This window comes from Neisseria lactamica (assembly GCF_901482445.1).
GTDB classification, from domain to species: domain Bacteria; phylum Pseudomonadota; class Gammaproteobacteria; order Burkholderiales; family Neisseriaceae; genus Neisseria; species Neisseria lactamica.
Window position 1 is genome coordinate 1,461,133 of the sequence record NZ_LR590477.1, and the last position, 14,288, is coordinate 1,475,420.

The window sequence follows — 14,288 nt, forward strand, 5'->3', positions numbered from 1 at the left end:
TCGTTTAGACAAAAATCCGGTTTTTTGGGGTTTCGTTTTTTTAAGTTTCAGTTTTTGAGTTTCAGTTTTTGAGTTTCAGTTTTTGAGTTTCAGTTTTTGAGTTTCAGTTTTTTGAGTTTCGGGGATTTTTTGAATCGTCATTCCCACAAAGATGGCAATCCGGTTTTTTAGTTCCGGTTAGTCCAAATAAATTCTGAAACTTTCATTCCGCCAACCCAACGCAGGCAGAAATCCGGTTTTTTGATTCAGCCATTTCGGATAACGCCTTAGCCTGATGTTTCCGGTTTCCCGCTTTTGTGAAAATGGCGGCGGAGGGTTTTCTGTTTTCCCGACAAATGCCCGAAACCTGAAATCTCGTCATTCCCACAAAAATCCGAACCCAAAACAGAAACCCAAAATCTCGTCATTCCCGCGCAGGCGGGAATCCGGGCCGTTCGATTTCAGCCTTTTCTGATAAATACTCATAACATTAAATTTCCTGATTCCCACTTTCGCAGGAATGACGATATAAGCATTTTCTATTTTAATTTGCGATAAATTTCCACATCTCAAAATCAGCTTGCCACCAATACCACCCACTTTTTCACGCAACAATGCCGTCTGAAGCGCCGCAGGCCTATTCAGACGGCATTCAAGCCAATCAAACAACAAACACGACAGAAAAGGCAAACCACAAAGGATTTGCCTTTTGTTCCGGCTGTTTAGTGTACGTCTTTCCAATATTCTTTTTTCAGGAAATACGCCAAAGGCAGCATAACCGCCAATAAGAAAATCATCACGACATAGCCTATACGTTTGCGTTGCAGTTGTGCAGGTTCGCCCATATACACGAGGTAATTGACCAAATCGCGTACATATGCGTCATACTCTTTTTGGATGACTTTGCCGTTCGGCAGGCGGCGGCTGTGCAGACCGGTAGATTCCCAATACAGCTTGGGCTTCATCTCGCCGTGTTCGTCTTTCACCATAACGGGCTGGCCTTTGGCATCCAACTCGACCGCCTGAACACCTTGCTGTTCCCACAACGGGTGGGGCATACCGACTTTATCGAATACGGTATTGTTCCAGCCGCTCGGACGGGTCGGATCTTTATAGAAGCCGCGCATATAGGCGTAAAGGTAGTCCGCGCCTCTGGAACGGGCAATCAGCGTCAAATCGGGCGGAGCAGCACCAAACCATTTTGCCGCATCTTTCGGGTTCATCGCCGAATGCATGACATCACCGACATTATCGGTGGTAAACATCAGGTTTTTCTTGATTTCTTCGTCAGTCAAACCGATGTCTTTCAAACGGTTGAAACGCATACCGCTTGCCGAGTGGCAGGATAGGCAGTAGTTGGTAAAGATTTGTGCGCCGCGCTGCAAACTTACTTGGTCGCGCAGGTCGATATCGACTTTTTCATAGTGTCCGCCGCCGCTGGCGAATGCGGCACTCATAGGCACTGCCAACAGCAAGGCAGCAAACCGGTTTTTCAGAGTTTGTTTCATTTTCGCTGCCCTCATCAGATATTGGTTGCAAACAGATATGCACAAACCGCCGTAATGCCTACGTAAACAAAAAACATAATTTTCTGTTTGGCGGTACTCATAGTTACACGCTCGGGAACCGGTTTGTTTTTATCCAGTTTGGTGTAGAACGGCATACCCAGGAAGAATGCGAAATAGACGAAGGACAGGATGCGCGCGACCAAAGTACGCGTATCGGTTGCCACCATCGCACCCAAAATACCCAAACCGATAAAGGCAATGATGAACAAGACCAGCGCGGTTTTGAAAATCGGACCGCGGTAACGGACGGATTTCACCTCGCCCCTGTCCAGCCAAGGCAGCAGGGCAATCAATACGACCGCCGCGCCCATACCGATTACGCCCCAAACCTGTGTTCCCAAGAACGAGGGAATCGCACGCAAAATGGCGTAGAACGGAGTGAAGTACCATACCGGCGCAATGTGCGGAGGGGTTTTCAGCGCATTCGCCGCATCGAAGTTCGGCGCTTCGAGGAAGTAGCCGCCGCCTTCCGGTGCGAAGAACAACACGGCACAGAAGACAATCAGGAATACGACGACACCCAAGATGTCTTTAACGGTGTAGTAAGGATGGAACGGGATACCGTCGCGCGGGATGCCGTTTTCGTCTTTGTTTTTCTTGATTTCCACGCCGTCGGGGTTGTTGGAACCCACTTCGTGCAGGGCGATGATGTGCGCCACGACCAAGCCGAGCAATACCAAAGGTACGGCGATAACGTGCAGGGCGAAAAAGCGGTTCAGGGTAACGTCGGAAACATTGAAGTCGCCGCGAATCCAAGTGGACAAATCAGGACCGATAACCGGGATGGCGGAGAACAGGTTAATAATTACCTGCGCGCCCCAAAAGGACATCTGACCCCAAGGCAGCAGGTAGCCCATAAAGGCTTCCGCCATCAATGCCAAGAAAATCAGAGAACCGAAAATCCACACCAATTCGCGCGGTTTTTTGTACGAACCGTAAATCAGGCCGCGGAACATATGCAGATAAACGACGATGAAGAAGAACGATGCGCCGGTGGAGTGCATATAGCGGATAATCCAACCGCCGGACACGTCGCGCATAATGTATTCTACTGCGGTAAAGGCGGCAGGCAGATGGTAGGCGTTCAGGTTGCCGTCGGGTTTGTAGTTCATGGTCAGGAAAATGCCGCTGACGATTTGAATCACGAGGACAAGCAGAGCCAAAGAGCCGAAGTAGTACCAAAAATTAAAGTTTTTCGGCGCATAGTATTGCGCCAAATGCTCATTCCACATTTTAGACAGGGGGAAGCGAGCGTCCATCCAGCCTAACAATGCTTTTGCTTTGCTATTGGTTTGGTTTGCCATAATTATCGTTCCTTATTCTTAGTCTTCGCCCACCAAGATAGTTGTGTCGCTCAAGTATTTATATGGCGGGACAACCAGGTTGGTCGGGGCAGGAACACCTTTATATACGCGGCCGGCCAGGTCGAATTTCGAACCGTGGCAGGGGCAGAAGAAACCGCCTTTCCAAGCCGAACCCAAATCGGCGGGCGCAATGTCGGGACGGAAGGTGGGCGAACAACCCAAATGGGTGCAGATACCGATGGCGACAAGAATGTTCGGCTTAATCGAACGGGTCTCGTTTTTCGCATACTCCGGCTGCTGTTCCGCATCGGAATTGGGATCGGTAAGTTCGCCGTTCAGGCTTTTCAGGTCTTTAAGCTGTTGATCCGTACGGTTGAGCACCCAAATCGGTTTGCCCTGCCACTCGGCAGTCAGCAGCTGACCCGCTTCGATTTTACTGACATCCACTTCGACGGCGGCACCTGCGGCCTTGGCTTTTTCCGAGGGGAAAAAACTGGCCACAAACGGCGTTGCCACGCCCAATGCCGCCACTCCGCCCGCGCCGCAGGTCGCAAGTGTCAGAAAACGGCGGCGGCCGTTATTGATTTCTTGATTATCCATTATTAGTCGTCCTAATATTTTGGGAATACCGAGCCATTAAACATTGCAATTTTACCCGGTTTGCAGTGATACTCAAAGCATTATTTAAAATAAGGTAAAGTTTTATGATATTTCTCAATACTCAAGCCGGGTTGTTTTCGTCAAAATGGCACACCTCCAACCCGAATGCCGCCGCTGCCGCTTCCCCCAGCGCGCGTACGCCGTAACGTTCCGTCGCGTGATGGCCTGCCGAAATAAAAGCCGTGCCCGTTTCATTGGCGAGGTGGTATTGGGCTTCGGAAATTTCCCCCGTCAGATATAAATCGACACCTTCGTCTATTGCCGTCTGAAAAAATCCCTGCGCGCCGCCGCTGCACCACGCGACCTTTCTGATTTCACGGTTCAAGTCGCCGACAACGGCAGGCTTCCGCTGCAAAACCGCTTCAATATGCGCCGCCAATGCGCCGAGTGTCCTGACTTGTTTCAGGCTGCCCGAGTTGAGCAGGTTTTGTTCGCCAAAACGCCTTTCGACTGTAAAACCGAGTTTTTCGGCAAGTTGGGCGTTATTGCCCAACTCGGGGTGTGCATCCAAGGGCAGATGATAAGCCGCCATATTGATGTCATTGTCCAACAATGCGGCAATCCGTTCTTTTTTCCAACCGGTAACGGTCGGCGGCTCGCTTTTCCAGAACATACCGTGATGGACCAGAAGCAAATCTGCCTTCTGCTCCACAGCAAAATCAATCGCCGCCTTGCTCGCCGTAACCGATGTGGCAATCTTGCCGATATATGCTTTCCCCTCAACCTGCAAACCGTTGGGGGCATAATCTTTGAACAATGCCGTCTGAAGCGTCCCGGCGCACCAGTCTGAAAAATCCTTACGCGATACCATTTGTTTTCCTATCCTTTCCAAACAAGCCGGCATTCTAACCGCAAAATATCCGAAATTCACATTTTCCCGATTTGCGCCCGCATATGAATTATTTTAATATGCGCCGGTTCAATATGCCGTCTGAAGCCTTATGGATTCCATCATCGAATTGCGCCACCTCAAAACCCTGCTGGCACTTGAAGAAACCGGCAGCGTCTCCCTTGCCGCCAAACGGGTTTTCCTTACCCAATCCGCACTTTCCCACCAAATCCGTATGCTTGAAAACCACTACGGCGCACCGTTGTTCGAACGAAAATCCACGCCTTTGCGCTTTACCCCGGTCGGAGAAAGGCTGCTGCGCCTCGCCCACGAACTGTTGCCGCAAGTTACCGATGCAGAACGTGATTTGGCGCGCATTATAGAAGGAGAGGCAGGAGAATTGCGGATTGCCGTCGAATGCCATACCTGTTTCGACTGGCTGATGCCCGCAATGGGTGAATTCCGCCCGATATGGCCCCAAGTCGAATTGGATATCGTATCGGGATTCCAAGCGGACCCCATCGGGCTGCTGCTGCAACACCGCGCCGATCTTGCCATTGTTTCCGAAGCGGAAAAACAAAACGGTATTTCTTTCCAACCGCTGTTTGCCTACGAAATGGTCGGCATTTGCGCACCGGACCATCCGCTTGCCGCCAAAAACGTTTGGACGGCGGAAGACTTTATCGGGGAAACCCTGATTACCTATCCCGTTCCCGATGAAATGCTGGATTTACCCAAAAAAATCTTAATTCCGAAAAACATCAACCCGCCCCGCCGGCACAGCGAACTGACCATCGCCATTATCCAACTGGTTGCCAGCAGACGTGGCATTGCCGCCCTTCCCTATTGGACAGTCATGCCCTATCTTGAAAAAGGCTATATCGTTCACCGACAGATTACCGGCGACGGACTGCAAAGCAAACTGTATGCCGCCATCCGCACTGAAGACACAGATAAAAGTTATCTGAACAACTTTTGCCAAATCATACGTGAACGCGGCTTCGCGGACTTGCCCGGATTAAGTGAGTTGGAACCGGTCTGATTTCCCTTGTTCAAACCATACCCGGGCGGTTTTTCTATTTTTTCATGTACTGTTTTTGATTTTTGCCCAATCTGTAATCTTTAGATTGCCAATGGGAAACCTCCTGCTACAAATAAAAAACCCTGCGATAAGCAGGGTTTTTTGAATTTCCAACATTAACGTTTGGAGAATTGTTTTGCACGGCGTGCTTTGCGCAGACCCGGTTTTTTACGCTCGACTTCGCGGGCATCGCGGGTAACGAAACCGGCTTGAGACAAGGCGGGTTTCAGCGCGGCATCGAAGTCGATCAGGGCACGGGTAATGCCGTGGCGGATTGCGCCGGACTGACCGGTTTCACCGCCGCCGACAACATTGACTTTGATGTCGAAAGATTCGGCGTTTTCAGTCAGAACCAAGGGTTGGCGAACAACCATGCGGCTGGTTTCGCGTGCGAAGAATTCATCAACGGGGCGGCCGTTTACGATGATTTGGCCGGTGCCTTTGGTCAGGAATACACGAGCCACTGAACTTTTGCGGCGGCCTGTGCCGTAGTAGTATTTGCCGTTCATGTCGCGTCCTTATTTCAATTCTAAAACTTTGGGTTGTTGTGCCGCGTGGGCGTGTTCCGCACCCGCATACACTTTCAGTTTTTTAATCATCGCATAGCCCAAAGGACCTTTGGGCAGCATACCTTTTACGGCTTGTTCCAAAGCGCGGCCGGGGAACTGCTCCTGCATTTCGCGGAAGGTGCGCTCGTAGATGCCGCCGGGAAAACCGGAATGGCGGAAGTATTTTTTGTCTTCGAATTTGGCACCGGTTACACGCAGTTTGTCCGCGTTGATGACGATGATGTAATCGCCGGTATCGACGTGGGGGGTGTATTCAGGTTTGTGTTTGCCACGCAGACGGCTGGCGACTTCGGCTGCAACGCGACCCAAGACTTTGTCTTGGGCATCGATGACGAACCATTCGCGCTTCACCTCGTGGGGTTTCGCTGAAAAGGTTTTCATAGTGGAAATCCAGATAGATATAGAAAGTTATGGATTTTAAAGACAGGATTCGATTTTGTCAATCGCATTACTGCGTTACGCAAAGGTTTTCCCGTTATGCCGCCGGTTCCGGATATTTTGTGTTTTTCAAGGCGGTTTGACGAAAGAAAGGCCGCATCTTGAGATGCGGCCTTTTATGGGAATCCCCACGAGAGCCGTTTCGGCCGAATCCGCTTGAACCTTGCTGACAAGGCGGCTGCCCCGGGTAGTTTCGGGTGCGTCCGCAAGGGGACGCTCGCGCCCACTACTGCTCCCGGCAGCCTTAAGCGAACTTATTGGTTCAAAGGAATATATGCCTTCGCGGACACCGCAGGGAAAAACTGTTATTCCTGCCCCAAGCGGGATAGTGCTTTTTGGCAGGCGTTGTCCATATCGGTTATTTTACGCGCAAAATCGCCGATTGCCAAATCTCCGCCGTCAAGGGAGATTTTCAACAGGTCGTGGACGACGTTGAGCGCGGCCATAATGACGATTTTCTCGCTGTCCGCGACGCGTCCGCCTTCGCGGATGGCCTCGGCTTTTCTGTTGAGCATTCCGACTGCCTGCAACAGTGTGTCTTTTTCTTCTGCCGGCGTGTTGACGGTCAGCCGGGCGTGCATGACTTCGATATGGACTTGTTCGATGTTCATCCTTTAATCCTTATTGCTGCGTTTCCTGCCGTTGGGGGAGGCGCGCTGCCAGTGCGCTGATTTTTTCCCTGCTCTGTTCGAGCAGGCTGCGGTATCGTGCATTTTCTTCTGTCAGGCTGTCGATTTTGTTTTGCAGGTCTTCTTTGAGTTTGCCGACTTGGACGAGCAGGGCTTCGCTGAGTTCGTCGACGGCGGTTTCGTGTTCGAGTTTTTGCCGCTCGTGCGCCCGTTTGAGCTCGGCAACGGTTTCTTTGAGACGGCGGTTTTCGCTGACGAGGGTTTCGAATTTCTGTACCAACGTATAAACGCTGCTTTCGAGTTTTTCGATATTTTGTTTCATAACCTTACCTGTCCGTATGCCGTCTGAAGGCTTCAGACGGCATCTGTTTGTTGTTTATTCGAAACGCGCGCTGCGTTCCATCAGTCTTTCGACAACCTGTTGCGGGGTCATTTCTTTGCGGATGAGTTGCAGCAGGGTTTGGGTAATCGGCATATCGATTTGGTATTTGCAGGCGGTATTGAAAACTTCTTCTATCGTGCTTACGCCTTCGGAAACGTGTCCGATTTCGACAAGCACCTGATGCAGTTCCTTGCCTTCTGCCAAACCCAAGCCGACGCGGCGGTTGCGCGAAAGTGCGCCGGTGCAGGTGAGGATGAGGTCGCCGATACCGGCCAGCCCCATCATGGTTTTGGGCTGCGCGCCCATTGCGGAGGCAAGGCGGGTGATTTCGGCCAGTCCGCGCGTAACCAGTGCGGCACGGGCGTTAAGCCCGTACTCCAGACCGTCGGACAATCCGGTAGCGATTGCCATAACGTTTTTTACCGCGCCGCCGACTGCCACGCCGATAACGTCGGTACTGCCGTAAAGCCGCATAACCGAAGTGTTGAGCCGTGGGACAAGTTCCTCGACCCATTCTTGGTTTTCGGAAGCGAGGACGACGGCACAGGGCAGTTGTTTGGCGAGTTCCTGTGCAAAACTCGGGCCGGAGAGTACGCCGATTTTCTTATTGTCGGGCAATACTTCTTTCAATACTTGGAAGGTCAGCAGCCCGGTATCCTGCTCGAATCCTTTGCAGGCGGCGAGGACGGGGAAGTGTCCCGCGCCGTACTGTTTGAGCAGCTCTGCGCTGCTTCTCAATCCGGCAACGGAGGTTACGATAAGGACAAGTCCGCTGTCTTTGAGCGCGTCTGCCAAATCCGCACACACTTCCAGCGTTTCGGGAAAGGGAAAGCCGGGCAGCCCGCGTTTGTTTTCACGTTCTTCCTGCATTTGGCGGACTTGGTCTGCGTTGCGCGTCCACAGGGATACGCGGTTGCCGTGTTGGGAAAAATGCAGGGCGAGCGCCGTACCCCACGAACCTGCGCCGATAACGGTAATTTTCATTGGTCGTCTTTCAACATATCACTGCCGTTCACTTTAAAACAATCGCTGTTTCTCTGCAAGTGCGGTCAGGGAAATGCCGTCTGAAAGGTGTTCAGACGGCATTTTGCCCCGATGCGGCACCGTCAGCCTGTATTGCGCAAACCTTGCGCCACGCCGTTGATGGTCAGGTGGACCATCAGCAGCGCGTGCGGATTGTCGGGCTCTTTGCGCAGGCGTTTGAGCATAGCGACCTGCAGGCCGTTGAGGGCGTTCAGGTAGGGAATCCTCAAGGCGAGCGAGCGGGCAAGGCTGCGGTTGTCGCGCAAAAGTTCCTCGGTTTGCAGCAGGTCGAGCAGGGCTTTGCGGCTGCGCCGGTATTCTTCCTTGATCATCCCGAAGATGATTTTTGCCTTATCGGGCGATTCGCTCAAGCCGGCATAGTTTTCCGCGAGGGTGATGTCGGTTTTCGCCATCACTTGCTCCATATTGGAGAGCATGGCTTGGAAGAACGGGTTGTTTCGGGCGTGTCCGCGCAGGGCGGCGAGGGTTTCGGGACTGCCTTCGCACAAGGTTTCCACCGCGCTGCCGAAACCGTACCAAGCCGGCAGCATCAGCCGGTTTTGCATCCAAGAGAATACCCACGGAATCGCGCGCAAGTCCTGAATCCGCGCCAAAGTTTTGCGGCTGGCGGGACGGCTGCCGAGGTTGAGGGTGGCGATTTCCTGAATCGGGCTGGTTTGCAGGAAGTAGTCGATGAAGTCGGGGTGGGTAATCAGTTCGCGGTAGTATTTGAACGATACGTCCGACAATGCCTGCATCAGCTTGGCATCGGGGTCTTTTTTGTCTGTCGGGATGCCGGCTTCCAAAGTGGCGGCAACCAGGGTTTCCAAGTTGCGTTGGGCATTGCCGGGGTCGGCGTATTTGGCAGTGATGACTTCGCCCTGCTCGGTAATGCGGATTTGTCCCGCCACGCTGCCGGCCGGTTGCGCCAAAATGGCTTGGTAAGAAGGGCCGCCGCCGCGTCCGACGCTGCCGCCGCGTCCGTGGAACAGGCGCATGCGGACACCGTATTTTTTGAAGAGTTCGACCAATCCCAATTCCGCCTGATAGAGGCACCATGAGCTGGTAACGTAGCCGCCGTCTTTGTTGGAGTCGGAGTAGCCGAGCATGATTTCTTGGATGTTGCCCCGGCTTTCGAGCAGTGCGCCGTACCAGTCGAGGCGGAACATCGTTTCCATCACCGGGCAGGCGTTTTCCAACGCTTCGATGGTTTCAAACAGCGGCACGATATTGATACGGCTTTTTGGTTTGCCGTTTTCCACCGCCAACAGGCCGCTTTCTTTCAGCAGCAATGCCAAGGCGAGCAGGTCGCCGGGTTGTTCGCAGTTGGAAATAATGCTTTGTGTTACGGCATCTTCGCCGAATTCGTCTTTGATTTTGCGCGCTTCGTTGAAAATCGCCAGTTCGCGGCGGGTGTGTTCGCTGTATGTGATGAACGGGCTGTACAGCGGACGTTGGTGGCCCAGTTCGCGCAACAGGGCGGCTTGTTTTTGCTCTTCGTTCAGGCTGTTGTAGTCTTCCAAGCCTGCGTGTTGGAAAAGCTCGGCAACCACATCGGCGTGTTTGCCCGCGTGTTGGCGCAAATCAAGCGGCATCATATGGAAGCCGAACACGGACACGGAGCGGATGAGGTCTGCCAAACGGCCTTCGGCAAGCAGGCGGCTGCCGTTGTCGATAAGGGAACGTTGCAATTTTTCCAAATCATCGAGAAATTCTTGTGCCGAAGCATAAGGCTCGAGAAAGCCGAATTTGCAGCCCATGCCCAAACCGAGCGCGCGCGCTTTGCCCATAGCGCGCGCCATAATGTAGGCAATGGCGCGACGGTAGGGTTCTTCCGTGCGGGCGATTTCTTCGTCGGGCGATTTGTCGGACAACGCCATCACATCGCCGTTGACTTTGACGCGGCGGATGGAGAGCGGCAGTTCGCGGTAAAGTTTGTCGAGTTCGCCACGGTAAAAACGGAACACGGCATCGGCATGACGGCGGAAGGCAAAGCGTAGGGTTTCGGCAGAAACGAACGGATTGCCGTCGCGGTCGCCGCCGATCCAGCCGCCGATTTTGAGGATGTCCGGAACGCGGACATCGGGATAGGCCGTCTGAAAGTCGTGTTCCATCTTGCGGTAGAGTTTGGGCAGGGCTTCAAAAAAGCTCATCGGGAAGATGGACACGCCGTTGTTGATTTCGTCGTTGACGCTGAGTTTGTGGCGGCGCGTTTCGCTGGTCTGCCACAAGCCCAAAAGCACGGTGTCGATTTCGCGGCGCAGCCGTGCCAGCGCGTCGGCATTGGTGCAGCGTTCGCGTTGCGGCAGCAGCGCGCGGATGCGGCGGTTGAAATTCAAAACGGTTTGGCGTTGCACTTCGGTCGGGTGCGCGGTCAAAACGGCGGTAACGGACGTATTGTCCAACTGCCGCTGCACCGATTTGCCGTCGGCTTTCCCCGCCTTGAGCCTGCGGACGGTTTCCGTCAGGCTGCCTTCCGCGCCGCCGTGTCCGGCTTCTTCGTGGATTTGGCGGCGGCGTTCGTGGTGCACGTCTTCGGCGATATTCAAAATCTGGGCGAACAGCCCGCAGGCAAGCGTCAGGTCGTAGGTCTGCCGTTCGTCCAATTGCGGCAATACTTTTTCAATCAATGCCGCGCTGTCGTCGGAAGTGGACAAGAGTTTGACCGTTTCGACAACCAACGGCGAGGCTTCTTCGTGCAGGAGGTTGAACAGGGATTGTTTCAGAAATTCCGCGTCCGCCGCCAAAGCCGCGTCCTTCGGATTGTTCAGGATATGCAGTTGCATGATTTTTCTCTCTCGTTTGCCGTAAATATTGTAAATGTACCCCAAATGCCGCATCCGTGCCAAACCGTTCACACTTTAACCGCCCGTGTCCCGAAATGCCGTCTGAAGTTGAACGCCGCCCGACGGCAGCGTTACAATCGCCCGCAACTGTTTTTTCCGAACATCATCATGACCACGACCGAACACGACAACGACGATGCATTCCTGCTGCGGTACAGCCGCCACATCCTCTTGGACGAAATCGGCATCGAAGGGCAGCAGAAACTTTCCGACGCGCATATTTTGGTCGTCGGCTGCGGCGGTTTGGGTGCCGCCGCCCTGCCCTACCTTGCCGCTTCGGGTGTCGGCACGCTGACCATAGCCGATTCCGACACGGTCGAACTGCACAACCTGCAACGCCAAGTCGCATTTGACGAGGGCGATGTCGGCAAACCCAAAGCCGAAGCCTTGGCAGACCGCCTGCGCCGCATCAACCATACCGTCAACGTCCGCGCCGTCAACGAAAAACTCGACGGCTGCCGCCTGACCGGTTTGGTTCAAGCCGCCGACATCGTTTTAGACTGCTGCGACAACTACGCCACGCGGCAAGCCGTCAACCGTGCCTGCGTGCACACGAAAACACCGCTGGTTTCAGGGGCGGCGGTACGTTTTGAAGGACAACTTGCCGTGTACCGGCCCGACTTGCCCGACTCGCCGTGTTACGCCTGCCTGTTTGACGGCGGATCGGCTTCAGACGGCATCTGTTCCCTTTTCGGCGTATTCTCGCCGCTGGTCGGCATCATCGGCTGCACACAGGCGGCGGAGGCACTGAAAATCCTGCTGGATGCGGGCGAACCGTCGCACGGCAGGCTGGCGGTTTACCGCGCCTTGGAAGGGGGCTGGCAATATTTCGACCTGCCGCGCAACCCCGAATGCCCGGTTTGCGGCGTGGCGCGGTAAAACCCTGCCGCCGTTTCAGACGGCATAAAAACGGATTCGGCGGAACGGTTTTAAAAATTTACATTTCTTTGCAAAAAAAAAAAAAAAAAAAAATAAACTTACCTTATAATTGCAGTTGTTTTAGCAATGTCTGTTTCGCAGACTCATTGAGTAAGACGTTTTCCCCGTAATGTGTTTGGCCGTCTGTCCCCTTTGGGTTCGGACGGCTTTTTTTTTGGCTGTGTATGAATACCCGGTTGGTTTTATCTGTTTGCAACGGGGGAAGCCGCTTATTTCCGTTCGGGCGGAAAACGGTTCCATCGGATAAAAGGCATTTTGTCCGACTGATTAAAGTTACATCTTAGGTTTGCATCGGCGGAATATTCAAACACAGCCTTTTTTAAGGAAATCCGGATACGGCGGCGCATCAATAATGCGGCGGAATCTCGTCGCGCAGGGAATACGGCTCTTGCGCGTCGGGATTCCTGTCCTGCATTTTTTGATACAGCAGCCTCAACTGAGCCTGCTGCAAATCCAGCGTCTGCCGCAATTCCGCCACCATCGCGTTCAGGCCGGCGATTACGTCCTCCTGAAGCGCGGATTGGATTTCCAATTCGACAATACGGCGTTCCAACTCTTGAACCGCGTCCATTTACAGCACCATCGCGGCAATCCAGCCGGCAATCAGCAGCGGGATGTTGTAGTGGATGAAGGTCGGGATAACGGAATCGCGGATGTGGTCGTGCTGCCCGTCGGCGTTCAGCCCCATCGTCGGGCCCAGCGTGGAATCGGACGCGGGCGAACCGGCATCGCCCAACGCCCCCGCCGTGCCGACAATGGCGACGGTGGCAAGCGGCGAAAAACCCAAACCGACACACAAAGGCACATAAATCGCGGCAATAATCGGCAAAGTGGAAAAGGACGAACCGATGCCCATCGTTACCAAAAGCCCCACAACCAGCATCGCCAATGCCGCCATACCTTTGCTGTTGCCGAATATCGCCATACTGCTTTCCACCAGCGGCTGAATATGCCCGGTCGCATTCATCACGGCGGCAAAACCCTGCGCGGCAATCATAATGAAGCCGACCATCGCCATCATCTTGATACCTTCGCCGAATACGTCGTTTGCCTTGTCGCGGTTGATGACGCCCAACATCATAAATACGGCGAAACCGAGCATCGCGCCCAACACCAGCGAGTCTTCATACATCAACTGGATGGCAAAGCATACGGCAATGGCGGCGGCGGCGGCCAGGCTGCGGTAGGCGGACGGCTGCGGACGGTTTGCCGCATCGGCGTTACCCGCCGTATCGGCATTGTTGCTTTGGTACAGGCGCGGTTTGCGGTAATGGACAAACGCCAGCAGGAGTCCGGCCAGCATTCCCAACGCGGGAATCGCCATTGCCGCCATCACGTTGATGTTTTTCACATCAAGCTGCGGCGCGGCGGAATGGATGTTGCCCAACAGGATTTCGTTCAAAAAAATCGCGCCGAAGCCGTAAGGCAGGAACATATAAGTCGTAACCAGCCCGAAAGTGATGACGCACGCAATCAGACGGCGGTCGATTTTCAGGCGGTTGAACACCAAAAGCAGAGGCGGAACAATCATCGGGATAAAGGCGATGTGGATGGGGATGATGTTCTGACTCATAATGCCCATCACAAGGATGATGGAAAGCAGCAGCCATTTGACCGCGCCCTCGCCCGAACGCACGCTGTCGGGCATACCGCCCCGGTTCAGCTTGCGGACGACCGCGCCGGCAAGCTGCTGCGGCAGACCGGAATGGGTAATCGCCATTGCAAACGCGCCGAGCATCGCATAAGAAAGCGCAATCTTCGCACCGCCTTCCAAACCTTTGTTGAACACGGGGATAATCCCCGCCTGACTGACCTGTCCCACCGCATCGGCAATGTTTTGCAGCGGCATACCCGCCACCGCGCCGCCGACAAACGCGCCGATCGTCAGGCTCAATACCACGTGCACGCGCGACAGCGACAGCACCAGCATCACGATTACGGCAACTACGACTGCATTCATTATTTATCGCTCCAAACCTATAAATGTTTACATATCGAAACACATCATAACCCAATAACGGGAAACCCGCCAATTTTGCAA

At 53.7% G+C, this 14,288-nt stretch carries 15 protein-coding genes and 1 other RNA gene; 2 read left to right on the plus strand and 14 right to left on the minus strand.

What is annotated here, in order from left to right:
* Positions 1 to 357 precede the first annotated feature (357 nt).
* From FGL10_RS12100 to FGL10_RS07770, 5 genes are all read right to left on the minus strand, one after another.
* The gene (locus tag FGL10_RS12100; RefSeq protein ID WP_147278193.1) at positions 358 to 720 is read right to left on the minus strand and encodes a hypothetical protein; all 363 of its coding nucleotides are present in this window, start codon (positions 718 to 720) and stop codon (positions 358 to 360) included.
* Complete coding sequence (locus FGL10_RS07755) at positions 702 to 1,487, minus strand: cytochrome c1 (protein ID WP_003712920.1); 786 nt, start codon at positions 1,485 to 1,487, stop codon at positions 702 to 704. The genes FGL10_RS12100 and FGL10_RS07755 overlap by 19 nt, the downstream gene beginning before the upstream one ends.
* A 14-nt stretch (positions 1,488 to 1,501) precedes the next feature.
* Positions 1,502 to 2,851, minus strand: a complete 1,350-nt coding sequence (locus FGL10_RS07760; protein WP_003708903.1) for a cytochrome b — start codon at positions 2,849 to 2,851, stop codon at positions 1,502 to 1,504.
* Between the two features lie 18 nt (positions 2,852 to 2,869).
* A complete protein-coding gene (gene petA, locus FGL10_RS07765) occupies positions 2,870 to 3,451 on the minus strand; it encodes a ubiquinol-cytochrome c reductase iron-sulfur subunit (RefSeq protein ID WP_003708902.1) in 582 nt (193 codons plus the stop codon).
* Positions 3,452 to 3,572: 121 nt separating this feature from the next.
* Positions 3,573 to 4,322, minus strand: coding sequence for a Nif3-like dinuclear metal center hexameric protein (locus FGL10_RS07770; protein WP_036469657.1), 750 nt, complete (start codon positions 4,320 to 4,322; stop codon positions 3,573 to 3,575).
* A gap of 130 nt (positions 4,323 to 4,452) precedes the next feature.
* On the opposite strand from FGL10_RS07770, the gene FGL10_RS07775 reads away from it, so the two are divergent.
* On the plus strand, positions 4,453 to 5,382 hold the full coding sequence (locus tag FGL10_RS07775; protein WP_003712924.1) for a LysR family transcriptional regulator: 930 nt from the start codon (positions 4,453 to 4,455) through the stop codon (positions 5,380 to 5,382).
* Positions 5,383 to 5,537: 155 nt separating this feature from the next.
* Here FGL10_RS07775 and rpsI read toward each other — a convergent pair whose 3' ends face one another.
* The 7 genes from rpsI to ppc all read right to left on the minus strand — a co-directional run bounded on the left by rpsI (position 5,538) and on the right by ppc (position 11,248).
* Complete coding sequence (gene rpsI / locus FGL10_RS07780; RefSeq protein ID WP_002227789.1) at positions 5,538 to 5,930, minus strand: 30S ribosomal protein S9; 393 nt, start codon at positions 5,928 to 5,930, stop codon at positions 5,538 to 5,540.
* A 9-nt stretch (positions 5,931 to 5,939) separates the two neighbouring features.
* On the minus strand, positions 5,940 to 6,371 hold the full coding sequence (rplM, locus tag FGL10_RS07785) for a 50S ribosomal protein L13 (RefSeq protein WP_002215010.1): 432 nt from the start codon (positions 6,369 to 6,371) through the stop codon (positions 5,940 to 5,942).
* A gap of 178 nt (positions 6,372 to 6,549) precedes the next feature.
* Positions 6,550 to 6,729, minus strand: a non-coding RNA gene (ssrS, locus tag FGL10_RS07790) — 6S RNA.
* A 4-nt stretch (positions 6,730 to 6,733) separates the two neighbouring features.
* Positions 6,734 to 7,039: a cell division protein ZapA gene (locus FGL10_RS07795; protein WP_003708896.1), complete on the minus strand. Its 306-nt coding sequence runs from the start codon at positions 7,037 to 7,039 to the stop codon at positions 6,734 to 6,736.
* 10 nt (positions 7,040 to 7,049) lie between these two features.
* The gene (locus FGL10_RS07800) at positions 7,050 to 7,379 is read right to left on the minus strand and encodes a hypothetical protein (protein WP_003708894.1); all 330 of its coding nucleotides are present in this window, start codon (positions 7,377 to 7,379) and stop codon (positions 7,050 to 7,052) included.
* Positions 7,380 to 7,433: 54 nt separating this feature from the next.
* The gene (locus tag FGL10_RS07805) at positions 7,434 to 8,423 is read right to left on the minus strand and encodes an NAD(P)H-dependent glycerol-3-phosphate dehydrogenase (RefSeq protein ID WP_003708892.1); all 990 of its coding nucleotides are present in this window, start codon (positions 8,421 to 8,423) and stop codon (positions 7,434 to 7,436) included.
* Between the two features lie 122 nt (positions 8,424 to 8,545).
* Positions 8,546 to 11,248 carry a phosphoenolpyruvate carboxylase gene (ppc, locus tag FGL10_RS07810; RefSeq protein WP_036469652.1) on the minus strand — a complete coding sequence of 901 codons (2,703 nt, stop codon included), beginning with the start codon at positions 11,246 to 11,248 and terminating at the stop codon, positions 8,546 to 8,548.
* 45 nt (positions 11,249 to 11,293) lie between these two features.
* On the opposite strand from ppc, the gene FGL10_RS07815 reads away from it, so the two are divergent.
* Positions 11,294 to 12,187, plus strand: coding sequence for a HesA/MoeB/ThiF family protein (locus FGL10_RS07815; RefSeq protein WP_036469665.1), 894 nt, complete (start codon positions 11,294 to 11,296; stop codon positions 12,185 to 12,187).
* Positions 12,188 to 12,593: 406 nt separating this feature from the next.
* On the opposite strand, the gene FGL10_RS07830 is transcribed toward FGL10_RS07815, so the two are convergent.
* Together FGL10_RS07830 and FGL10_RS07835 are read right to left on the minus strand one after the other, a co-directional pair.
* Positions 12,594 to 12,818, minus strand: coding sequence for a SlyX family protein (locus FGL10_RS07830; protein WP_002219958.1), 225 nt, complete (start codon positions 12,816 to 12,818; stop codon positions 12,594 to 12,596).
* On the minus strand, positions 12,819 to 14,207 hold the full coding sequence (locus tag FGL10_RS07835) for a Na+/H+ antiporter family protein (protein ID WP_003708880.1): 1,389 nt from the start codon (positions 14,205 to 14,207) through the stop codon (positions 12,819 to 12,821).
* Positions 14,208 to 14,288: the final 81 nt, after the last annotated feature.